This is a genomic window from Cupriavidus ulmosensis, from assembly GCF_977008105.1.
The window spans coordinates 56,610-78,970 of sequence record NZ_CDRMWP010000001.1 but is presented as its reverse complement, the minus strand read 5'-3'; the positions used below and the strand labels follow the sequence as shown (position 1 = coordinate 78,970).

General features: G+C 70.3%; 19 protein-coding genes. 7 read left to right on the top strand and 12 right to left on the bottom strand.

What is annotated here, in order from left to right; translation table 11 throughout:
- Window positions 1–404: 404 nt before the first annotated feature.
- The 8 genes from kdpE to ACWTPI_RS00295 form a co-directional block, all read right to left on the bottom strand.
- Window positions 405–1,100, bottom strand: a complete 696-nt coding sequence (gene kdpE / locus ACWTPI_RS00330) for a two-component system response regulator KdpE (protein ID WP_020204626.1) — start codon at window positions 1,098–1,100, stop codon at window positions 405–407.
- Between the two features lies 1 nt (window position 1,101).
- Entirely contained in the window at window positions 1,102–4,017 is a 2,916-nt protein-coding gene (locus ACWTPI_RS00325; RefSeq protein ID WP_454730692.1) for a DUF4118 domain-containing protein, read from the bottom strand.
- 144 nt (window positions 4,018–4,161) lie between these two features.
- Complete coding sequence (gene kdpC, locus ACWTPI_RS00320; protein ID WP_454730691.1) at window positions 4,162–4,794, bottom strand: potassium-transporting ATPase subunit KdpC; 633 nt, start codon at window positions 4,792–4,794, stop codon at window positions 4,162–4,164.
- Between the two features lie 70 nt (window positions 4,795–4,864).
- A complete protein-coding gene (gene kdpB / locus ACWTPI_RS00315) occupies window positions 4,865–7,111 on the bottom strand; it encodes a potassium-transporting ATPase subunit KdpB (protein ID WP_454730690.1) in 2,247 nt (748 codons plus the stop codon).
- Window positions 7,112–7,187: 76 nt separating this feature from the next.
- Window positions 7,188–9,008 carry a potassium-transporting ATPase subunit KdpA gene (kdpA, locus tag ACWTPI_RS00310; protein ID WP_020204630.1) on the bottom strand — a complete coding sequence of 607 codons (1,821 nt, stop codon included), beginning with the start codon at window positions 9,006–9,008 and terminating at the stop codon, window positions 7,188–7,190.
- Window positions 9,008–9,097 (bottom strand): K(+)-transporting ATPase subunit F, encoded by a 90-nt coding sequence (gene kdpF, locus ACWTPI_RS00305; protein ID WP_020204631.1) that lies wholly within the window; start codon window positions 9,095–9,097, stop codon window positions 9,008–9,010. Before kdpF ends, kdpA begins: the two co-directional genes overlap by 1 nt.
- On the bottom strand, window positions 9,097–9,264 hold the full coding sequence (locus tag ACWTPI_RS00300; protein WP_020204632.1) for a hypothetical protein: 168 nt from the start codon (window positions 9,262–9,264) through the stop codon (window positions 9,097–9,099). Before ACWTPI_RS00300 ends, kdpF begins: the two co-directional genes overlap by 1 nt.
- Before the next feature lie 195 nt (window positions 9,265–9,459).
- On the bottom strand, window positions 9,460–10,431 hold the full coding sequence (locus tag ACWTPI_RS00295; RefSeq protein WP_020204633.1) for a magnesium and cobalt transport protein CorA: 972 nt from the start codon (window positions 10,429–10,431) through the stop codon (window positions 9,460–9,462).
- A 272-nt stretch (window positions 10,432–10,703) separates the two neighbouring features.
- Between ACWTPI_RS00295 and minC the strand changes: the two genes are divergently transcribed.
- The 4 genes from minC to ACWTPI_RS00275 all read left to right on the top strand — a co-directional run bounded on the left by minC (window position 10,704) and on the right by ACWTPI_RS00275 (window position 14,271).
- Window positions 10,704–11,525 carry a septum site-determining protein MinC gene (gene minC, locus ACWTPI_RS00290; RefSeq protein WP_454730689.1) on the top strand — a complete coding sequence of 274 codons (822 nt, stop codon included), beginning with the start codon at window positions 10,704–10,706 and terminating at the stop codon, window positions 11,523–11,525.
- Window positions 11,526–11,586: 61 nt separating this feature from the next.
- Window positions 11,587–12,402 carry a septum site-determining protein MinD gene (gene minD, locus ACWTPI_RS00285; RefSeq protein ID WP_020204635.1) on the top strand — a complete coding sequence of 272 codons (816 nt, stop codon included), beginning with the start codon at window positions 11,587–11,589 and terminating at the stop codon, window positions 12,400–12,402.
- Between the two features lie 15 nt (window positions 12,403–12,417).
- Window positions 12,418–12,672: a cell division topological specificity factor MinE gene (gene minE, locus ACWTPI_RS00280; RefSeq protein ID WP_006164360.1), complete on the top strand. Its 255-nt coding sequence runs from the start codon at window positions 12,418–12,420 to the stop codon at window positions 12,670–12,672.
- A 516-nt stretch (window positions 12,673–13,188) separates the two neighbouring features.
- Window positions 13,189–14,271: a porin gene (locus tag ACWTPI_RS00275; RefSeq protein ID WP_020204636.1), complete on the top strand. Its 1,083-nt coding sequence runs from the start codon at window positions 13,189–13,191 to the stop codon at window positions 14,269–14,271.
- A 293-nt stretch (window positions 14,272–14,564) separates the two neighbouring features.
- Here ACWTPI_RS00275 and ACWTPI_RS00270 read toward each other — a convergent pair whose 3' ends face one another.
- Window positions 14,565–15,293, bottom strand: a complete 729-nt coding sequence (locus ACWTPI_RS00270; protein WP_020204637.1) for a response regulator transcription factor — start codon at window positions 15,291–15,293, stop codon at window positions 14,565–14,567.
- 259 nt (window positions 15,294–15,552) lie between these two features.
- On the opposite strand from ACWTPI_RS00270, the gene ACWTPI_RS00265 reads away from it, so the two are divergent.
- Window positions 15,553–16,389, top strand: coding sequence for a response regulator transcription factor (locus tag ACWTPI_RS00265; protein ID WP_454730688.1), 837 nt, complete (start codon window positions 15,553–15,555; stop codon window positions 16,387–16,389).
- Window positions 16,390–16,403: 14 nt separating this feature from the next.
- On the opposite strand, the gene ACWTPI_RS00260 is transcribed toward ACWTPI_RS00265, so the two are convergent.
- Window positions 16,404–17,417 (bottom strand): Bug family tripartite tricarboxylate transporter substrate binding protein, encoded by a 1,014-nt coding sequence (locus tag ACWTPI_RS00260; protein ID WP_454730687.1) that lies wholly within the window; start codon window positions 17,415–17,417, stop codon window positions 16,404–16,406.
- 54 nt (window positions 17,418–17,471) lie between these two features.
- Window positions 17,472–17,804, bottom strand: a complete 333-nt coding sequence (locus tag ACWTPI_RS00255; RefSeq protein WP_020204640.1) for a hypothetical protein — start codon at window positions 17,802–17,804, stop codon at window positions 17,472–17,474.
- 436 nt (window positions 17,805–18,240) lie between these two features.
- Here ACWTPI_RS00255 and ACWTPI_RS00250 point away from each other — a divergent pair, with 436 nt between their 5' ends.
- Both ACWTPI_RS00250 and ACWTPI_RS00245 read left to right on the top strand, forming a co-directional pair.
- Window positions 18,241–19,575, top strand: a complete 1,335-nt coding sequence (locus ACWTPI_RS00250) for a M20/M25/M40 family metallo-hydrolase (protein ID WP_020204641.1) — start codon at window positions 18,241–18,243, stop codon at window positions 19,573–19,575.
- Between the two features lie 168 nt (window positions 19,576–19,743).
- On the top strand, window positions 19,744–20,814 hold the full coding sequence (locus ACWTPI_RS00245; RefSeq protein ID WP_454730686.1) for a methyl-accepting chemotaxis protein: 1,071 nt from the start codon (window positions 19,744–19,746) through the stop codon (window positions 20,812–20,814).
- Window positions 20,815–21,061: 247 nt separating this feature from the next.
- Here the strand turns inward: ACWTPI_RS00245 and ACWTPI_RS00240 are convergent, their stop codons facing one another.
- A complete protein-coding gene (locus ACWTPI_RS00240) occupies window positions 21,062–22,318 on the bottom strand; it encodes an MFS transporter (protein ID WP_020204643.1) in 1,257 nt (418 codons plus the stop codon).
- Window positions 22,319–22,361 lie beyond the last annotated feature (43 nt).

The following is a 22,361-nucleotide window of genomic DNA, read 5'->3' as shown; positions in this document are numbered from 1 at the left end:
GCCGTCCGGCACTGCGTTCAAACAGGGGCCACCGCGCCCACCACGAAACCAGCACCGTTCCTATGCCGTATGCATTTGCCGCGGTCGCGGCAGCAGCCCGAAGGGCCTGGGCCTCCGCCATCATGCAGCGCCACCACGAATCGAACACCACCCGAGAGACAGTGGCCGCCAAAACCGGTACCGGCAGAATCCCAGCAGAACCACCGCCCCCACCACGAAACCACCAATCCAAGAAACCCTGTTCGGCTCTGCCCCTGCCGGCCAGGCAGCCCGCTTTCTTTGCCTACTTTCTTTTCGGGGAAAAGAAAGTAGGTCGCTCCGGGGGAGCGAAAGCCTTTGACTTTGACTTTGACTTTGACGTTAAGAAGTTGACTTCAACTTTAAAGCCAAAAACAAACAAACCCCTATCCCACAAACCTATACCCCACCCCCAACTCCGTCATCAAATGCACCGGCTGCGCCGAATCCCTCTCCAGCTTCTGCCGCAGGTGCCCCATATAGACACGCAGATAGTGACTGCTCTCCGAATGCGCCGGCCCCCACACCTCGCGCAGCAGCTCGCGGTGCGTCATGACCTTGCCGCGGTGCGCGATCAGCACCGCCAGCAGGCGGTATTCGATCGGTGTCAGGTGAACGTCCTCGCCGGCCCGCGTGACCACGCGGTTGGCTAGGTCGATCTGCACGTCGCCGAAGGCGACCAGCGCGCTGCCCTGGGGATTGAGGCGGGCGTGCCGGCGCAGCAGCACGCGCACGCGCGCGATCAGTTCGCCGACGCCGAACGGCTTGGTGAGGTAGTCGTCGGCGCCGGCGTCGAGCGCGGCGATCTTGTCGTCCTCGCCGCTGCGCGCGGACAGCACCAGCACCGGCACTTCGGTCCAGGTGCGCATCTCGCGGATCAGCGTCATGCCGTCGCCGTCGGGCAGGCCGAGGTCGAGGATCACGATGTCGGGCTGGCGCGTGCCGGCGTCGATCAGGCCGCGCTTGAGCGTCTCGGCCTCGTGCACGGCGCAGCCTTCGGCCTGCAGCGCCTCGCGCACGAAGCGGCGGATATGCGGCTCGTCCTCGACCAGCAGTACCGTGGGCGAAAAATCGAATGCCATCTCAGTGAGGTTCCTTGTGTGTTGCGCCCGCCGCCGCGGCTTCGGGCTCGACCGCGGGCGGCGTGCCGCGCGGCAGCGCCACCACGAAGCGCGCGCCGCGGCCTTCGCCATCGTCTCCGCCCGCGCTCTCCACCCAGATGCGCCCGCCGTGCGCCTGCACGATGGCTTCGCACACGGCCAGGCCCAGGCCCACGCCGGCGGTGGCCGACTCGCGCTCGCCGCGCGTGAATTTCTGGAAGATCGACTGTTCCTGCCCGCGCGGCACGCCCGGGCCCTGGTCGGCCACCACCAGCCGCACCTCGGTGTCGGCCAGCTCGCCCGAGACGCGGATGGCGGTGCCCGCCGGCGTGTACTTGGCGGCGTTCTCCAGCAGGTTGCACAGCACGCGCTCCATCAGCACGGCGTCGCATTCCACCAGCGGCAGCGCGGCCAGCCCGGACACCGACACGCGGTGGCGCGCGAGCGCGTCGCGCATGGCGGCCAGCGCCGCGCCGACCATTTCCTCGCACGACTGCCACTCCTTGCGCATGTGCACGTCGCGGCTCTGCAGGCGCGCCATGTCGAGCAGGTTGATGACCATCGTGCGCATGCGCAGCGCCTGCTCGCGCATGGCGGCGACGGTCTCGGCCAGCGGCGGCGGCAGCGGCGGCTCGGCGCGCTGCATGGTCTCGGCCATGCCGACCAGGCTGGTCAGCGGCGTGCGCAGGTCGTGCGAGACCGCGGCCAGCAGCGAGCTGCGCAGCCGCTCGGACTCCATCGACACCAGCGCCTGCTGCGCCACCTCCACGTAGTGCAGCCGCTCGATGGCGATGGCGATCAGCGTGGCGAACACGTCGGCCTGGCGGCGCAGCTCGGGCTGCGCCAGCGCGCGCCACGCCTGCGGCTCCACCGCGAGCACGCCGCGCGTGCGCATCGGCGCCTTGAGCGGCAGGTAGAGCACGGTGCTGCCGGGCAGCGTGTGGGTGCCGGTGCCGGCAGGCTGGCCGTGGTCGAACACCCATTGCGCCAGCACCGGGTCGATGGCGCCGCTGGCGCGCTGGTCCGGGTCCACCGCGGGCGCCATCAGGCGGCCCTTGGGCGAGACCAGGAAAAAGGCCGAGCGCGCGCCGAGCGCGGCCTGCAGGAAGCGGCTGCCGATGGCGACGATCTGCTCGGGCACCAGCGCGGCCGACAGCTCGCGCGCCAGCTCGTAGAGCGTGCGCGCCTCGGTCTCGCGCTCGACCGACACGCGCGCCTGCTCGCGCAGCCCGGCGGTCAGCTGGCCGATCACCAGGCCCACGGTGAGCATCACCACGAAGGTCACGAGATACTGCACGTCGCTGACCGAGAACGACAGCCGCGGCGGCACGAAGAAAAAGTCGAAGGCCGCCACCGACACCACCGAGGCCAGCGCGGCCGGCCCGCGCCCGTGGCGCAGCGCCACCGCCACCACCGCGGCCAGGAACAGCATGGCGATGTTGACCAGCTCGAACCACGGCCGCGCCAGCGCCGACAGCACGCTGGCGCCGGCGCACCACGCCACCGCCCACAGGTAGTCGAGGCGGCGCGCCGCCACGCCGCGCTCGCCGTCGGCCACGCCGGCCGCGCCGGCATCGAGGTCGCCGCGCACGTCCGCGCGCGAACCCGGCCCCGCCGCCGGCTGCGCGCGGCCGCGCGCGTCGGCCGCCATCGCGTCGGCGGCCACGCGGATCACGTCGATCTCGGGGCAGCCCAGCGCCAGCGAATCGGCAAAGCTGTGGCGCCCGAACAGCCACGCGCGCGCGCCCAGGAACGGCGCCAGCGCGAGCGCCAGCAGCGCGCGCCCGCGCGCCAGCACGCCGCCGCCGGCGCGGTGCCACGCGCCGGGCGCGCGTCCCACCACCACCTTGGTCAGGTTGTGGCGGCGCACGTAGCCGGTCACGGCCTGCACGATGTCGCTGCCGGCCAGCGTCTCGGTGCGCGCGCCGAGCTCCTCGGCCAGCCGCATCGCCGCTTCCAGGCTGGCGCGCGCCGGCGCGGCCAGCGGCGCCAGGCGCGGCGTGGCCACCGTCACCACGTGCCAGTCGCAATCGAGCTGGCCGGCCAGCCGCCGCGCGCTCTTGACCACCTGCGCGGCATCGTCGCCGGTGCCGATGCAGGCCAGCACCGCCTCGCGCGTGCGCCACACCGGGCGGATCGATTCGGCGTGGCGGTAGGCGCGCACGTCGTCGTCCACGCGGTCGGCGGTGCGGCGCAGCGCCAGCTCGCGCAGCGCGATCAGGTTGCCCTTGCGGAAGAAATTGCTGGCCGCGGTGCGCGCCTGCTCCGGCATGTAGACCTTGCCGTCGCGCAGGCGCCGCAGCAGCTCGTCGGCGGGCAGGTCCACCAGGATCACTTCGTCGGCATCGTCGAACACCGTGTCGGGCACGGTCTCCCACACGCGGATGCCGGTGATGCCGCCGACCGCCTCGTTGAGGCTGTCGAGATGCTGGACGTTGACGGTGGTCCACACGTCGATGCCGGCCGAGAGCAGTTCCTCGATGTCCTGCCAGCGCTTCGGATGGCGGCTGCCGGGCGCGTTGGAATGCGCGAGCTCGTCGACCAGGATCAGCGCCGGGTGCCGCGCCAGCGCGCCGTCGAGATCGAACTCGTGCAGCACGCGGCCGTCCAGCTTCTGGTGCGGCATGGCCTTCGGCGGCAGCCGCTCGAGGCCGTCGAGCAGGGCCTCGGTCTCGGCGCGGCCGTGGGTTTCCACCACGCCGACCAGCACGTCGCTGCCCTGCTCGCGCAGCGCGCGCGCCGCGGCCAGCATGGCGAAGGTCTTGCCCACGCCGGCCGAGGCGCCGAAATACACGCGCAGCCTGCCGCGCGCGGCGCGCTCGCCCTCGGCCTGCATGCGTTGCAGCAGGGCGTCGGGATCGGGCCGCGGCGGCGTGTCGCGCGTGGCGGTGTCAGGCATGGGAAGGCGCGCTGCGCGCAAGGCGGGAGGATGCGGACGATTGTGCCACGGCGGCGCGCGGCCGGGCGCGGCGGCGGTTGATGCGCCGGCGCTCTCCCCCGGCCCCTGTCCCGCGCGCGGGACAGGGGAGCAAAGCCCGCGCCGTCACGGCTTTTCCGCATCCAGCGCCAGGTTCAGCTTGAGCACGTTGACCACCGGATCGCCCAGCACCGCCAGCAGCGGCCCTTGCGTATTGGCCGCCACCAGCGCCTGCACCCGCTCGGCCGGCAGGCCGCGCGCGCGCGCCACGCGCGCGGCCTGGTACTGCGCGGCGGCCGGGCTGATGTGCGGGTCCAGGCCGCTGGCCGAGGCGGTGACGAGATCGACCGGCACCGGCGCCTGGTTGGCCGGGTCGGCCGCGTGCAGCGCGTCGATGCGCGCGCGCGCGGCGTCGGTCAGCGCGGGGTTGCTCGGGCCGTAGTTGGAGCCGACCGAGGCGGCGCCGTTGTAGGGCATCGGCGCGGTGGCCGACAAGCGGCCCCAGAAGTACTTCGGGTCGGAGAAGGGCTGGCCGATCAGCTCGGAGCCGACCGCCTTGCCGTCCTTGACGATCAGCGAGCCGGCCGCCTGCTGCGGGAACACGGCGCGCGCGATGCCGGTGACGACGCCCGGGTAGAGCAGGCCGGTGACGGCGGACAGCGCGACGAACAGCGTCAGCAGCGGGCGCAGCAGGCCGCCCTGCACGGGCGTTTCGGGCTGGCCATTGGCGCCGCGGGGGGCTGTGGCTTGGGTATGCATGATGACTCCGTTCAATGTCTTTGCGGGTGCGGTGCGCGGGCTTGGGTATGGACCTGGACGCGGGCGTGGCTCACGCCCAGCCGAACAGCACCAGGATCATGTCGATGATCTTGATGCCGACGAACGGCACCAGGATGCCGCCCAGGCCGTAGACCAGCAGGTTGCGCCGCAGCAGCACGGCCGCGCCGAGCGGGCGATACACCACGCCGCGCAGCGCCAGCGGGATCAGCACCACGATGATGAGCGCGTTGAAGATCACCGCCGACAGGATGGCCGAGGCCGGCGTGGCCAGGCCCATCACGTTGAGCAGGTTGAGCTGCGGATAGGTGGTGGCGAACGCGGCCGGGATGATGGCGAAGTACTTGGCCACGTCGTTGGCCACGCTGAAGGTGGTCAGCGAGCCGCGCGTCATCAGCATCTGCTTGCCGATCTCCACGATCTCGATCAGCTTGGTCGGGTTGCTGTCGAGGTCGACCATGTTGCCGGCTTCCTTGGCCGCCTGCGTGCCGCTGTTCATGGCCACGGCCACGTCGGCCTGCGCCAGCGCGGGCGCGTCGTTGGTGCCGTCGCCGGTCATCGCCACCAGGCGGCCTTCGGCCTGGTAGTCGCGGATCAGCTTGAGCTTGGCTTCGGGCGTGGCCTCGGCGAGGAAGTCGTCGACGCCCGCCTCGGCCGCGATCGAGGCCGCGGTGAGGCGGTTGTCGCCGGTGATCATCACGGTGCGGATGCCCATCTTGCGCAGCTCGCCGAAGCGCTCGCGGATGCCGGACTTGACGATGTCCTTGAGCTCGACCACGCCGAGCACGCGCACGGTCTCGCCGCGGCCGTCGTCGAACGACTCGGCCACCACCAGCGGCGTGCTGCCGGCGCGGGCCACGTCGTCCACGGCCTGCATCACCGCCTCGGGGAACTTGCCGGCGCGCTCGGTCACGTAGCGGCGCACGGCGTCGGCGGCGCCCTTGCGCACGCTGCGCCCGCCCGCGTCCACGCCGCTCATGCGGGTCTGCGCGGTGAACGGCACGAAGATCGGGCGCAGCGCGCTGATGTCGGGCGCGGCGGCGCCGGACTGCTGGCGCGCCAGCGTGACGATGCTGCGGCCCTCGGGCGTCTCGTCGGCCAGCGACGACAGCCACGCGGCGTCGGCAAGCTGCTGCGCGCCGACGCCGGGCGCGGCGATGAAGCGCGCGGCCTGGCGGTTGCCGTGGGTGATGGTGCCGGTCTTGTCGAGCAGCAGCACGTCGACGTCGCCGGCGGCTTCCACCGCGCGGCCCGAGGTGGCGATCACGTTGGCTTCCATCATGCGGCTCATGCCCGCCACGCCGATGGCCGACAGCAGCCCGCCGATGGTGGTCGGGATCAGGCACACCAGCAGCGCGATCAGCACGGTGATGGTGACGGGCATGCCGGCCTTCGTCACCAGCACGCTGTACACCGAGAACGGCTGCAGCGTGGCGGTGGCCAGCAGCAGCACGATGGTCAGGCCCACCAGCAGGATGGTCAGCGCCAGCTCGTTGGGGGTCTTCTGGCGCTTGGCGCCCTCGACCATCGTGATCATGCGGTCGATGAAGCTCTCGCCCGGATTGGTGGTGATGCGCACCACGATCCAGTCCGACAGCACGCGCGTGCCGCCCGTCACCGAGGAAAAATCGCCGCCCGACTCGCGGATCACCGGCGCGGATTCGCCGGTGATGGCGCTTTCGTCGACCGAGGCCACGCCTTCGATCACCTCGCCGTCGCCGGGCACCATGTCGCCGGCCTCGACCAGCACCACGTCGCCGCGGCGCAGCGCGGTGGCCGCGCGCGCCTCGGTGGCGCCGGCGGCGCGCCAGTCGCGCCGGCCTTCCTTGACCAGTTTCGCGGTGACGGTGGTCTTGAGCCCGCGCAGCGCCTCGGCCTGCTGCTTGCTGCGCCCTTCGGCCAGCGCCTCGGCGAAGTTGGCGAACAGCACGGTGAACCACAGCCACACCGACACCGCGAGGATGAAGCCCGCGCTCTCGCCGCCCGCGCTGGCGGGCGCGAACAGCGCGCGGAAGAACAGGATGGTGGTCAGGATGCTGCCCACGTAGACCACGAACATCACCGGGTTGCGCAGCTGGTCGCGCGGCGACAGCTTCTTCACCGCGTCGAGCAGGGCCGGCCTGACCAGCTCGGGCGCGAACATGCCGCCGCGCGGCGGGCGCTGGTGGCCGCCGCCCTGGTGGGCGCCTGCCTTGTGGGTGCCGCCCGGGGCCGGCGCGCCGCCAGTGGCCGCCGGGGTGGTGCTTGCCGGTGCCGCGCCGGCCTGCTTGCCGCGCGTCACCATCGATTCTTGTTGCATGCGTTTCTCCGCAATACGCTGATCTGCCTGGGGATGCCGCCCGCGCGGCGATGCGCGGCGGGCGGGCGGCCCCGGGCTACTTTCCTGCCGCCGTGACCACGGCGCCCTGCAATTGCTCCGCCACCGGCCCCAGCGCCAGCGCCGGGACGTAGGTCAGCGCGCCCACCATCAGCACCGAGCCGACCAGCAGCACCACGAACAGCGGGCCGTGCGTGGGCATGGTGCCGCCCGTCACCGGCACGCGCTTCTTGGCGGCCAGCGAGCCGGCCAGCGCCAGGATCGGCACGATGATCCAGAAGCGGCCGAGCCACATCGCCGCGGCCAGCAGCCCGTTGTAGAACGGCGTGTTGGCCGACAGCCCGGCGAAGGCGCTACCGTTGTTGTTGGCCGCCGACGAGAGCGCGTAGAGGATCTCCGAGAAGCCGTGCGTGCCGGGGTTGAACACGCCCGCGCGCCCGGCCTCCACCATCACCGCCACGGCGGTGCCGAGCAGCACCAGCAGCGGCGTGACGAGGATCGCCACCGCGGTCATCTTCATCTCGTAGGCCTCGATCTTCTTGCCCAGGTATTCGGGCGTGCGGCCGATCATCAGGCCGGCGATGAAGACCGCCAGCACCGCGTACACCAGCATGCCGTACAGGCCCGAGCCGACCCCGCCGAACACCACCTCGCCGAGCTGCATCAGCAGCATCGGCACCAGCCCGCCGATGGCGGTGAAGGAGTCGTGCATGGCATTGACCGCGCCGCACGAGGCCGCCGTGGTGATGGTGGCGAACAGCGCGCTGGCGGCGATGCCGAAGCGGGTTTCCTTGCCTTCCATGTTGCCGCCGGCCTGCAGCGCGCTGGCCACGTGGTCGACCGGCAAACCCGCCAGCGCGGCATTGGCCTGCTGCTCGGACAGCGCCGCCACGCACGCCATCGCCACGAAGATCACCGTCATCGACGCCAGCACCGCCACGCCCTGGCGGCGGTCCTTGACCATCTCGCCGAAGGTGAAGCACAGCGCCGCCGGAATCAGGAAGATGGCCAGCATCTGCAGCAGGTTGGCCAGTTCGGTCGGATTCTCGAACGGATGCGCCGAGTTGGCGTTGAAGAAACCGCCGCCGTTGGTGCCGAGCATCTTGATGGCTTCCTGCGAGGCCACCGGGCCCATCGCCAGCGTCTGCGTGCCGGTCTTCATGGCCTCGGTGACGGGCGCGCCCTTGGCGTCGAGCACCGGCTGGCCGGCGGCGTCCACCTTGGGCTGGCTGTACTCGATGGGCGTCACCAGCGCGACTTCCTTGTAGGCGTCGAAGTTCTGGATCACGCCCTGGCCGACCAGCGCCACGGCGAAGGCGACCGACAGCGGCAACAGCACGTAGAGCGTGCAGCGCGTGACGTCCACCCAGAAGTTGCCGATGGTCGCCGCGCTCTGGCGCGCGAAGCCGCGGATCAGCGCGAACACCACGGCGATGCCGGTGGCCGCCGAGAAGAAGTTCTGCACCGTGAGCGCCAGCATCTGCGTGAGGTAGCTCATGGTGGATTCGCCGGCATAACCCTGCCAGTTCGTGTTGGAGACGAAGCTCACCGCGGTGTTGAAGGCCGAGTCCGGCGACACCGCGCCGAAGCCCTGCGGGTTGAACGGCAGCCACGCCTGCAGACGCTGCAGCGCGTAGACCGCCACCACGCCCAGCATGTTGAAGGCGACCAGCGCCACCGTGTATTGCTTCCAGCCCATGCCGGCGTCGGCGCGCACGCCGCCCGCGCGGTACAGCAGGCGCTCCAGCGGCCGGCCCCAGGCGGTGGCGCGGTAGCCGCCATCCTCCATCGCGCGGCGGATGTAGCGCCCGAGGAACGGCGCGAGCGCCAGCAGGATGGCGAGGTAGAGGACGAGCAGTCCCAGGAATTCGGTTGACATCAGAATTTCTCCGGCCGGAACAGGGCAATCAGGAGGTAGATGAAGACAGCAGCGGCGAGCACGCCGCCCAGCAGATCGGCCCAGTCCATCACAGCCTCCTGTCCGCGGCGCTGTCCTTGCGGCGCGCGTCGGCGCCGTCCGCTCCCGGGCCGTCGGCCGCGCCCGGCGGCTTGCCACCCAGCGCGGCGCACAGCGCCAGCAGTGCGCCGGTCAGCGCACCGAACAGCAACAAACCAATGAAATAGATCCCGTCCATGACAAACACCGTGAGTGATTCACAGATGGCAGGTTAGGGATGGCGCGGTAAAAACGGGGTAGAGAGGGGGAAGGGGGGTGTAAAGAAGATATAAAGACGGGGAGTGGTGGTGGCGTGCGGCAGCCGGCAAAGATCAGCCCGCCGCTTGCGGCAATTGAAACGCACCGGCGCAAGCCGCGCCGGGCACCCGTCCGGCTAGATCCAGCCCGACTTGTGCAATTTGCGCCAGAGCCCCGCGCAGGCCAGCGCGGTCACGCCGATCACGGTCGGGTAGGCGTAGTGGAACTTCAGCTCCGGCATGAAGTTGAAGTTCATCCCGTACAGGCTGAACACCACGGTGGGAATCGCCAGGATGGCGCCCCAGCCGGCCAGGCGCTTGACGATCTCGTTCTGGCCGACAGTGACCAGCGCCAGGTTGACCTGCACCGCGGTGGTCAGCATTTCGCGCACCACGTCGAGCGTGCGCACCAGGCGGCTGGCATGATCCTCGATGTCGCGGAAGTAGGCGCGCAGCTCCTTGGGCACCAGTTCCTCGTGCAGCCGGATCAGTTGCCCGCAGATCTCTTCGATCGGGTAGACCGCGTTGCGCAGGCGCAGGACCTGGCGCTTGATGTGGTACAGGTGCTCGATGGCGGCGCGGTCGAACTCGTCGCGGAAGATGCCCTGCTCGAGCTGCTCGAAGGCGTCCTCGAGCCGCGTGACGATGGGCATGTAGTGGTCCACCACGAAATCCATCAGCGCGTAGAGCACGTAGCCCGGCCCGTTGGCGAGCGCGCGCGGGTCGCTCTCGCAGCGCTCGCGCACCGGCGCGTAGCTGCTGCTGGCGCCGTGGCGCACCGACACCACGTAGCGCGGCCCCACGAACAGGTGAGTCTCGCCCACCACCACCTCCTCGTTCACCAGCTGGGCGGTGTTGAGCACGACGAAGATAGAGTCGCCGTAGGTCTCCAGCTTGGGGCGCTGGTGTGCGTCGAGGGCGTCTTCCACGGCGAGGTCGTGCAGGCCGAATTCCTGCTGCACCTTGCGCAGCAGCGGCAGGTCCGGCTCGTGCAGGCCAAGCCAGACGAAGGTTCCGGGCACCGCGATGGCGTCGCTGATCTCGTCCACCGCCACATCCCCGAGCCGCTTGCCGTCGCGGTAAGCCACGCTGTTGACGATCGCACCCATGCCTGCTCCCTTGTCCGAATGGCGCAATCGTAACAAGAGCGCGGCCCGCGCGGGGGCGGCGCGGCGGCGAACCGGCGACGAACCGGCAGCGGACATGCGGCCGCCCTGCGGCGCAGGGCGACGAAGTGCGACGAAGTGCGGCCGCGTGCGCGGCGGGTGGCCGCGGCGGCCTGGCGCGCGCCCCATCCGGCACTGGAAAGCCCGGCAGGGGTATTTGTTACAGTTCTGCCTCCAGCTGACGTTAGAATGTCCCATTTCCACGGTCACCGACTATGTCCCAGAAGAAATCGCCACGCTTCGAACTGCGCAGTGGCAACGTCGACGCCCTCCTCCTCGCGCTCAAGTCCGCTGACATGGCAGCGCTGCGGGACGACCTCCTGTCCCGCTTCGAATCGACCCCCGATTTCTTCTCCAACGATGTCGTCGCCCTCGACCTGCGCCGCCTGGAAGGCGACGAGCGGATCGCGCTCGACACGGTGATCGAGACCCTGGCCCAGCTCAAGGCCCGCGCCATCGGCGTGGTGGCGCGCGAGGCCCAGCACGGCTGGGCGGCGTCCTTCGGCCTGCCGCTGCTGGACAGCCACAGCCGGCGCGGCGGCCGCGAAGAAGCCGCGCCGGCCACGCAGACTACGCAGGCCGGGCCGGCCGAGGGGCCGGCCGAGGGGCCCGCCGCGGTCCCGGCGGAAGCCCCGCCCGGGCCGGCGCAGGCCGCGGCCGAGGTGGTCGCGGCCACGGTGGCGGACGCCGCCGCGCGCAGCGTGCCGACCATGCTGATCGACAAGCCGCTGCGCTCGGGCCAGCAGGTCTACGCCGCCGGCGACGTGGTGATCCTGGACCTGGTCAGCTACGGCGCCGAGGTCATCGCCGAGGGCAACATCCACGTCTATGCCCCGCTGCGCGGCCGCGCGCTGGCGGGCGTCAAGGGCGACACGCAGGCACGCATCTTCTGCACCTGCCTGGAACCCGAACTGCTTTCCATCGCCGGCATCTACCGCACCGGCGAACTGTCGCTGCCCGCCGACGTGCTGGGCAAGCCCGCCCAGGTACGCCTGGACGGCGAAAAACTGATCCTCGAACCGCTCCGGATGAAGTAACACCGCCGCCGAGCACCAACCACAGCAGCGCAAGCTTCAACCATTACTGGATCCAAGAGCCATGGCAAAAATCATCGTTGTGACCTCCGGCAAGGGAGGCGTAGGCAAGACCACCACCAGCGCCAGCTTCTCCGCCGGGCTGGCCCTGCGTGGCCACAAGACTGCCGTGATCGACTTCGACGTCGGCCTGCGCAACCTCGACCTGATCATGGGCTGCGAGCGCCGCGTGGTGTACGACCTGGTCAACGTGGTGCAGGGCGAGGCCAACCTGAACCAGGCCCTGATCAAGGACAAGAAGTGCGAGAACCTGTTCATCCTGCCGGCCTCGCAGACGCGCGACAAGGACGCGCTGACCAAGGAAGGCGTGGAGAAGGTCATCAACGGCCTGGTCGAGATGGGCTTCGAGTACATCGTGTGCGACTCGCCCGCGGGCATCGAGTCGGGCGCGCTGCTGGCCATGTATTTCGCCGACGAGGCGCTGGTCGTGACCAACCCGGAAGTGTCCTCGGTGCGCGACTCGGACCGCATCCTGGGCATCCTGGCGTCCAAGACCAAGCGCGCCAGCGAAGGCGGCGAGCCGATCAAGGAACACCTGCTGATCACGCGCTACAACCCCAAGCGCGTGCACGGCGGCGAGATGCTGTCGCTGACCGACATCCAGGAAATCCTGCGCATCAAGCTCATCGGCGTGGTGCCGGAGTCGGAGGCGGTGCTGCACGCCTCCAACCAGGGCACGCCGGCCATCCACCTGGAAGGCAGCGACGTGGCCGACGCCTACGGCGACGTGGTCGACCGCTTCCTGGGCAAGGACAAGCCGATGCGCTTCACCGACTACCAGAAGCCGGGGCTGCTCTCCCGCATCTTCGGCAACAAGTAAGGAGGGCCTGCCACCATGTCGATCCTGTCCTTCCTGCTCGGCGAGAAAAAGAAATCCGCCTCCGTTGCCAAGGAGCGGCTCCAGATCATTCTCGCCCACGAACGCACCGGCCATTCGGCGCCGGCCGACTACCTGCCCGCCCTGCAGCGCGAACTGGTCGCGGTCATTTCGAAATACGTGAAAATCAGCGACCAGGACCTGCGCGTGAGCCTCGAGCGCCAGGACAACCTGGAGGTGCTCGAGGTCAAGATCGAGATCCCGCAGGGCTGATGCCCCGCATCCCGGCTTCGTTGAGCGGGTTCGTTGAGCGCGCCTGACTGGGCCTGACTGGGTGCGTCGACTGGGTGCGTGATCGGGCGCGTGTTAGGCGCGTCGACCTAGCGCGTTGGCCGGGTGCGTTGGCCGGGCGCGCCGGCAAGCCGCCCGATGCGGCGTCACGGCGGCTCGCCAGGCGCCGGCCTCGCCGCGCTTCGCTGCCGGCCTCGCGCGCCGTCTCGGCCGACCCGGTTTCTCAGCCAATCCGAGCCCCGGAAAACCAGGCTGGAAGCCCTCCCACGGCGGGGTAAGCAAGCTGCACCACTGTCATTTCGCGCTGCACCATTTTGTCGTTTTGTCGCGGCATCACAACGGTTTTTGCACCATTTGCCCGCTTAGAGGCGGCCAACAACGTCCATTAGTGTCCTAATCTTTTCCGTTTTGTTAAATTTTCGCGGCGTTTACACGAAACGTAAACCCGTCCGCCACCGTGATCCGGCAGCGGACACGACAGAACAGAAAAGGAGCACTATGAAGAAATCAGCCCTGACCCTCGCAATTGGCACGCTGCTGGCCGGCAGCGCCTACGCTCAGTCGTCCGTTACCCTGTACGGTATCGTCGACCAGAGCATCCGTTACACCAGCAACTCGAACGGTGCCAACGACAACCAGTTCCAGCTGACCAACGGTGCCATCACCAACAGCCGCTGGGGCATCAAAGGCGCCGAAGCCCTGGGTAACAACCTGAAGGCGATCTTCCAGCTGGAAAACGGCTTCGATCCCGATACCGGCCGCGCCAACCAGAACAACAGCCTGTTCGGTCGCCAGGCCTACGTGGGCCTGTCGGGTGATTTCGGTACCATCAAGCTGGGCCGCCAGTACACCGAAGGCTTCAACTTCTTCGGCGACTACGATCCGCTGACCATCGGCAACTACACCGGCAACGCCTGGCCGTTCTTCCTGACCAACTTCCGCAACAACAACGTGGTCAGCTACGACGGCAAGTTCGGCGGCCTGAACGTCGGCGCCAGCTACGGCTTCGGCGAGAAGGCGGGCAGCTTCACCTCGTCGCAGTACTGGGGTACCCGCGCCGCGTACACGTTCGGTCCGTTCGGCGTCGGCGCCGTGTTCCAGGAAACCCGTGACGCCAACGGCAACAAGCAGCAGATGTGGGGCGCGTCCGGCAAGTACAGCATCGGCCCGGCCAAGGTGTTCCTCGGCTACGTCGGTGGCAAGGACCGCACCGGCTCGGTCGACGCCAGCCTGAACGGCGACGCGCTGGCCGCAGGCAGCGCCAACGCGGTGCCGGCCGGCAACTTCACGGCCAACCCGCGCAAGGACATGATCGGCTACCTGGGTCTGACCTATCAGCTGACCCCGGCCCTGGCGCTGACCGGCGTGTTCTATGGCGACCACGTCAAGGACGCGAACGGCGTGGCGAACAACGCAGGCAACCGCTACACCGGCGTGCTGCTGGCCGAGTACTCGCTGTCCAAGCGCACCCAGGTCTACGGCACCGTGGACTACAACAAGCTGACCGGCGGCACGCAGACCGAACTGCCGGGCAGGAACAACCAGACCGGCGCAGCCCTGGGCATCCGCCACATTTTCTGATCGTTCCTGGCCTGATTGCCTTCACGGGCAAGTCCCCGCCCCGCGCGGGGACGCTTCAGGTTCCAGCCGACAAGAAAGCCCCTTCGGGGGCTTTCTTGCTTTTGGCAGGCATCGGCGGCATCGGCGGTGGCCATGACAGTGGCGGCGGCAGCCGGGCAAGCCATGCGCGGGCCAGCTGCACATCCGCATCCGCGTACGGGCCGCCGTCCCGGCGTTTCGCTCGCCCTCGCCCTCGCCCTCCTCGCCCTCCTCGCCCTCCTCGCCCTCCTCGCCCTCGCCCTCCTCACCCTCCCTCACCCGCTATCCCCCGCTCTCGCGCGACCCCACGCCGTGGCCGGCACCAGTTCGAGCCGGTAGCCGTGCGTGTAGACCGGCAGCAGCCGCAGCCCGTGCTCGGGCGCCAGCCCCAGCTTGCTGCGCACGCGCGACATGTGCGTGTCGATGGTGCGCGACAGCGGCGAGATCTCGCGCCCCCACACCGCCGCCACGATATGGTCGCGCGACACGATGCGGCCCTCGTTGCGGAACAGCAGCACGGCGAGGTCGAACTCCTTCGGCGTGAGCCGCAGCGGCGTGGCGCCGCGCACCACCGTGCGCGCGGCGCAATCGAACACGTAGCCGGCCAGCGCCACGCGCGCGCAGCCGCTGCCGGGCTCCGGGTAGGCGCGCCGCAGCAGGGACGCGGTGCGCGCCAGCAGCTCGCCGCGCCGCACCGGCTTGAGCATGTAGTCGTCGGCGCCGGTGGCGAGGCCGTCGACGATGTCTTCCTCGGCGCTGCGGCCGGTCACGAACATCACCGGCACGCGGCGGTCGAGGTTGGCCCGCACCCAGGTCAGCACCTCCTTGCCGGACAGGTCGGGCAGGTGCCAGTCGAGCAGCAGCAGGTCGAAGTTTTCCTCGCGCAGGCGCAGCAGCATCTCGCGGCTGCGCCCGAAGGTCATGCAGTCGTGCCCCGCCTCGCCCAGGATCCGGCGGATCAGGGCCGCCTCGGCGGGATGGTCTTCCAGTGAAGCGATCTTCATTCCCATAGCTGGCCGGTCTCGCGTTGGTTGGTCTCGTGCATCGATCTCGCGCATCGATCTCGCAAACCGGATCTCATGCGCCGGATCTCGCGCATCGATCTCGCGGCGGCCGGTGCGCCGGCATGCCCGGCGATGCGGGGCTCCATGCCATTACATGCCCGGACGGCGGGCCGGCATATGAGAGTTTTCGCATTCCGCCGCGGCGGCGGCCGCACGATCATTGGCAAAGCGGCACCCCTGCCGCGCCAGGAGACGCCGCATGCGAATCGCGATACTGGAGGACGACCCGGCCCGGGCCTTGCGGCTGGAGCAGATGCTCGCGCTGGGCGGGCACGACACCGCGCGCTTCCGCGAAGGCCGCGCGCTGATGCAGGCGCTGCGCAGCGAGCCCTGCGCGTTGCTGCTGCTGGCGTGGGAGATTCCCGGCATCCCCGCGCGCGACGTGCTGCTGTGGATACGGCGCGCGCTGGGCGGGGCGCTGCCGGTAATGGTGCTGGGCGGGCGCGGCGGCGAGGCGCACATCGCCGAATGCATCGCACTCGGCGCCGATGCCGTGGTGCCCGCGCCGGTGCGCGGCGCCGAACTGGCGGCGCGCGTGCAGGCGCTGCTGCGGCGCGTGCCGGCGCCGCGGCGCGACCGGCTCGAGCTCGGCCCCTACCGCTTCGCGCTGGACGAGCGGCGCGCCTTCGTCGGCGGCCGGCAGGTCAGGCTGTCGCCCAAGGAATTCGAGCTGGCGGTGCTGCTGTTCCGCCATGCCGGGCAACTGCTGCTGCGCCGGGCCGTCGAGCTGGCGGTGTGGCGGTGCGCGATGCCGCGCGGCTCGCGCACGCTGGACAGCCACCTGTCGCGCCTGCGCGCCAAGCTGGCGCTGCAGCCGCGCAACGGCGTGCGGCTGTCGTCGGTGTATGCGACCGGGTGCCGGCTCGACCTCGTTATGCCGGCGGTTGCGCCGGCTGACGCGCTGGCTGCCGCATCGGTCGTTGCGTCGGACGCCGCGCCAATCGCCGCGTCCAAACCCGCCGATACACCCGCGGGCGCCGGCCGGCCGGAGCGCGGCAGCCGCAGCCGGGGCGGCGCCAGCGGGGCCGTCCGATGATCCGCGATGGCCGCTCAGTCGGCCTTGATGCCGGCTTCCTTGACGATGCGCGCGTTGTCGTCGTACTCGGCGCGGATCGCCGCGGCGAACTGCGCGGCGGTGCCGCCGGTGGGCACTTCGCCGCCCTTGAGCAGGCGCTCGCGCACCTCGGGCTCGGCCAGCGCCTTGTTCAGTTCGGCGTTGAGCCGGGCGATGATGGCCGGCGGCGTGCGCGCCGGCGCGAAGATGCCGAAGGTCGAGGTCAGGTTGGCCTTGGGGTAGCCGAGTTCGGCCAGCGTCGGCACGCCCGCCAGCGAGGCGATGCGCCTGGGCGCGCCCACCGCCAGCGCGCGCAGGCGGCCGGCCTCCATGTGCTGGGTCAGCATCGGGCTGGCGTTGGTGCTCATCACCTCGAACTGGCCGCCGAGCGCGTCGTTCATCTGCTGGCCGGCGCCCTTGTAGGGAATCAGTGTCAGGTCGGCATGGGCCTTGGACTTGACCTGCTCCAGCATGACGTGGCCGATCGTGCCGAGGCCCGAGGTGGCCCAGCGCACCGAACCGGGCCGGGTCTTGGCCTGCGCCAGCAGGTCCTGGAACGACTTGCCGGCGAAGCTCGGCGTGGCGACCACCAGCACCGGCGAGTACATCACGCTCATCACCGGCGCGATGTCGCGCTGCGGGTCGTAGTTGACGTGGCCGACGTGCGGGGTGAGCGTGAGCGGGCTGGTCGAGGCGAAGCCCAGCGTGTAGCCGTCCGGCGCGGCCTTGGCCACGGCGTCGATGCCGATGCTGCCGCCGGCGCCGGCCTTGTTCTCCACCACCACCGAGCCGCCCATCTGCGCCGACAGGCGCTCGCCGAGCGCGCGCGCCACGGCGTCGCTGATGCCGCCGGTGGGATAGGCCACGATCAGGCGGATCGGGCGCGAGGGGTAGGCATCGGCGGTGGCGGCGGTGGCGGGACCGGCAGACAGGCTCGCCGCGATGGCGGACGCGGCGGCAGCCAGCAGGGAAATTCGGCGGAAAGCGGGCATGGCAGGCATGGCGGACATGGCAGGCACGGCGGTGGCGGGACCGCGGAAAGGATGGAAAACGAAGGACCGATTCTAGCCGATCGCCGGCGCGCCACCGCGCGGGCCGGAGCCCGGTTCCGCGGGTTCCAGCGCGCATTCGGGCACCCACGACACGAACAGTTCGTTGGCGCGGTCGTACAGCCGCCACGTCGTGCCGCATTCGCGGCAGGTGAAGGTCAGCATGCTGAACGGCACGCCGGCGGCGCTCTGGCTCACCAGCGGCGCGGTGTGCTTGAGCGCCAGGCGCTCGTGCGGCTCGCGCCGGCGCGGATCGGCGGCCAGCGCGAGACAGTGCCCGCAGGCGGCGCGGATGGCGGGCGCGGGCTTGGGATGGGAAGGAGGCGCAACGGACGTCATGCCCGCCATGATGCCGCAAAAACGGGGCGGGTTTCATTTCCGCCGGGTCGACCTGTTGCAGGAGCGCTTCCGTGCGCCGGTTTCGCGTCTGTTCGGGGCTGGTTGGGGGCCTGTTCGGGGCCGGTTGGGAGCAGATTGGGAAGCGATTCCACCCCGGCCCCGTACGCCGGACCGGGTGCCGTGCCGGTGGCATCGGTGTCGGTGTCGGTGTCGGTGTCGGTGTCGGTGTCGGTGTCAGCGGCAGCGGCAGCGGCACGCCGACCGTCGCCGCAACCGGCCCGGGCACGAAGCCTGCAAGCGGCACAGCCGTTCATCCGCGAGTCTGCCCGCACGCCGGCGCGCGCAACGGCGCGCCTGCTGTCCGCCGCCGCGTTCGCTACCCATACGGCGGCCCGCGCTGTTACCCTCTTCGCTTTTCACCCCGCTCATTCCGGAGACCACCCGCATGCCCCTGTCCATCCGCCCGCGCTCCGGCGCGTCCTTGCGCCGCCCGGCGGCCCGTGCTTCGCTGCGCCCCTCGCTGAGGCTCGCCGCCCTGCTCTGCGCCGGCGCCGCGCAAGCCGCCCAGGCCGCGCCGGTCGAGCCGGCCTACCAGTTGTCGCAGCAGGAAAAGCCGGCGCTGATCGCCACCCTCAAGGACCTGGTCTCGATCGAGTCGGGCAGCAAGGACATCGAGGGCCTGGACCGCATCGCCGCGCTGATCCGCGACCGCCTGGCCGCGCTCGGCGGCGAGGCGCAACTGATCGCGCCGGCCGACGTCTACCGCATGGAAGACACGCCCAAGGACGTGGGCAAGATGGTGATGGCCCAGTTCAAGGGCACCGGGAAACGCAACATCATGCTGATCGGCCACATGGACACGGTCTACCTGCGCGGCATGCTGGCGCAGCAGCCGTTCCGCGTCGACGGCGACCGCGCCTACGGCCTGGGCATCGCCGACGACAAGAACGGCGTGGCCGTGATCCTGCACACCGTGGCGATCCTGCAGAAGATGGGCTTCAAGGACTACGGCACGCTCACCGTGCTGATCAACGGCGACGAGGAAATCAGCTCGCCGGGCGCGCGCGCGATGTTGACCAAGATGGGCAGCCAGCAGGACGCGGTGTTCTCGTGCGAGGCCACGCGCGTGACCGGCGACCGGCTGTCGCTGGCCACCAGCGGCATCGGCGCGATCTCGCTGACCGTGCACGGCAAGTCCTCGCACGCGGGCAGCGCGCCCGAGCAGGGCCGCAACGCGCTGTACGAGCTCTCGCACCAGATCCTGCAGATGCGCGACCTGTCCAACCCGGACACCGGCCTCAAGGTCAACTGGACGATCTCGTCGGCCGGCACCAACCGCAACGTGATTCCCGCCATCGCCACCGCGCAGGCCGACGTGCGCGTGCTGCGCACGGCCGACTACGACGGCCTGGAGCACACGCTGCAGGAGCGCGTGAAGAAGCAGCTCATCCCCGATACCCGCGTCGAGGTGAAGTTCGAGCGCCGCCGCCCGCCGCTCGAAGTCACCGACGCGGCGCGCAAGCTGGCCGCGCACGCGCAGGGCGTGTACGGCGAGATCGGCGAGAAGCTGCTGGTCTACGACACCGCCGAAGGCGGCGGCACCGACGCGGCCTTCGCCGCCGCGGCGACCAAGGCGCCGGTGATCGAGCGCTTCGGCCTGCGCGGCTTCGGCGCGCACTCGAACGACGCCGAGTACGTCGACCTGAACTCGGTCACGCCGCGCCTGTACCTGCTCACACGCATGATCATGGACGTGTCGCAGGACAAGACCGGGCGCTGAACCTTTCCGCCGGACCGGCCCGGGCCATGCGTCCGGGCTGGCACGTTTCTCGCCTATGGTGATTCACCAGGCGCGGGACAGGACAACCGGTGCGGCCAGGATACCGCCATCTCCTCACAGCACACGCCTCGCGCCTGGCGGGTCAGTGATCTGAATGGGAGATACCGTATGGCAAGCGCGGAACGCATCGTCGAGCTGTCCCATCACGTGGGCACAATCGCGGACAACAAGATCTCCAGCATTGCCGAGATCAACCGCGAAACCCGGTTCCTGGCGCTGAACGCGCTCATCGAAGCCGCGCGCGCCGGCGAGGCCGGCCGGGGCTTCAGCGTGGTGGCCAACCAGGTCAAGCACGTCTCGGAACGCATCTCCGGCATCACCGGCGAGCTCACCACGGAGCTGGGCGGCTCGATCGCCGAGCTGACGCAACTGGGCGACGCCATGATCCGCCAGATGCGCGGCCACCAGGGCCAGCGCCTGGCGGACCTGGCGCTGAACATGATCGACGTGATCGATCGCAACCTCTACGAGCGCTCCTGCGACGTGCGCTGGTGGGCCACCGACGCGGCCATCGTGGCCGCCGCGAGCCGGCCCGGCGACGGCGCGGCCGCCGCCTTCGCCAGCGAGCGCCTCGGCGTCATCCTCAACAGCTACACGGTATATCTCGATCTCTGGGTGATCGACGCGCAGGGCCGCGTCATCGCCAACGGCCGCCCGCGCAACTACCCGGGCGTGGCCGGGCGCGTCGTGCGCGGCGTGGACTGGTTCCAGCGCGCCATGGCGACCCGCTCCGGCGACAACTACGTCGCGCACGACATCACCGTCTCGCGCTTCCTCGACAACGCCAGCGTGGCCACCTACGCCACCGCGATCCGCGCCGGCGGCCGCGCGGACGGCGCGCCGCAGGGCGTGCTGGCGATCTTCTTCAACTGGGCGCCGCAGGCGCAGGCCGTGGTCGGCGGCGTGCGCCTGTCGGCCGAGGACTGGCAGCGCACCCGCTGCCTGCTGGTGGACGCGCAGCACCGCGTGATCGCCGCCTCCGACGGCGCCGGCGCGCTGGCCGAGACCTTCGCGCTGCAGGACCAGGGCAATCCCGCCGGCTGGTACGAGGCGCCCGACGGCGCGCTGGTGGCGTTCGCGCGCACGCCCGGCTACGAAACCTACGCCGGGCTGGGCTGGTATGGCGTGATCGTCCAGCAGCAGCAGCCCGGCCGCGCCCGCGCGGCACGGCACGCCTGAAAGCGGCGGGCGCCGGCGCGGCCGGCCGCGCGCACCGCCGTGGTGCGCGCGGCATGCGCCGCCGCCATTGCGGTGCGCCTCACGCCACTTGCGAGTGCGCCGCGCCCGCGCCGGCGGAAGCTGGCCGGCGGATTTCCGGCGGGCTCCGGCCACCGGATCGGTCCGGTTTCAGGCGGGCTTCGGGCCGCCGCCGGGCCGCGCTTTCGGGCCGCCGCCGGGGCGGCTTCAAACCTGTTTCAGGTCAGCTTCAGGCCGCCTTCCTGCGCCCGCCCAGGTCGGGCAGGAACACCGCCAGCAGGCCCAGCAGCGGCAGGAACGCGCACAGCTGGTAGACCATCTCGATGCCGTGCGCGTCGGCCAGCGTGCCCAGCACCGCGGCACCGATGCCGCCCATGCCGAAGGCGAAGCCGAAGAACAGGCCCGACACCATGCCCACCTTGCCCGGGATCAGCTCCTGCGCGAACACCAGGATGGCCGAGAACGCCGAGGCCAGGATGAAGCCGATGATGAACGACAGCACGCCGGTCCAGAACAGGTTGGCGTGCGGCAGCATCAGCGTGAACGGCGCCACGCCGAGGATCGACGCCCAGATCACGCGCTTGCGGCCGATGCGGTCGCCGATCGGGCCGCCCAGGATGGTGCCGGCCGCCACCGCGAACAGGAACGCGAACAGGTAGATCTGCGAGCTCTGGCGGTCCAGGCCGAAGCGCTCCATCAGGTAGAACGTGTAGTAGGTGTTCAGGCTCGCCATGTAGAAATACTTGGAGAACACCAGCAGCATCAGCACGATCATGGCGCGCACCACGGTGCTGCGCGGCAGCGGCGAGACGGCGGCGGCGGCCTTGCGCTTGCGCGCGGTGTGGGCCAGCTCGCGGCCGTACCAGCCGCCGATCTGCCACAGCACGGCGATGGCCAGCAGCGCCGCCACCGAGAACCACGCCAGGCTGCTCTGCCGGTGCACGATCGCCGCGGCCAGCAGCGGGCCCGCCGCGCTGCCGGCGTTGCCGCCGACCTGGAAGATCGACTGCGCCAGCCCGTGCTGGCCGCCCGAGGCCATGCGCGCCACGCGCGACGACTCCGGATGGAAGATCGAGGAACCCGTGCCCACCAGCGCGGCCGCCACCAGCAGCACGCCGTAGGTCGGCGCCACCGACAGCAGCAGCAGCCCGCACAGCGTGAAGCCCATGCCGATCGGCAGCGACTTCGGCTTGGGATGCTTGTCGGTGTACAGGCCCACCACCGGCTGCAGCAGCGACGCCGTGATCTGGTACGTCAGCGTCAGCAGGCCGATCTGCGTGAAGCTGAGGTTGAAGCCGCCCTTGAGCATCGGATAGATGGCCAGGATCAGCGACTGGATCATGTCGTTGAGGAAATGCGAAAAGCTGATCGCCGACAGCACGCGGAAACCGGTCCGCTCGGCGGACTGCGTACTGTGGGAAGGCTGCGCCTGGCCCTGCGGCGAGGCGGTCGCGCCGCCTGGCGCGGTGTCGATGCGGCTGCTCATGATGGAGTCGGGGGCTGGAGAGACAACAAGATTGGGAATCTGG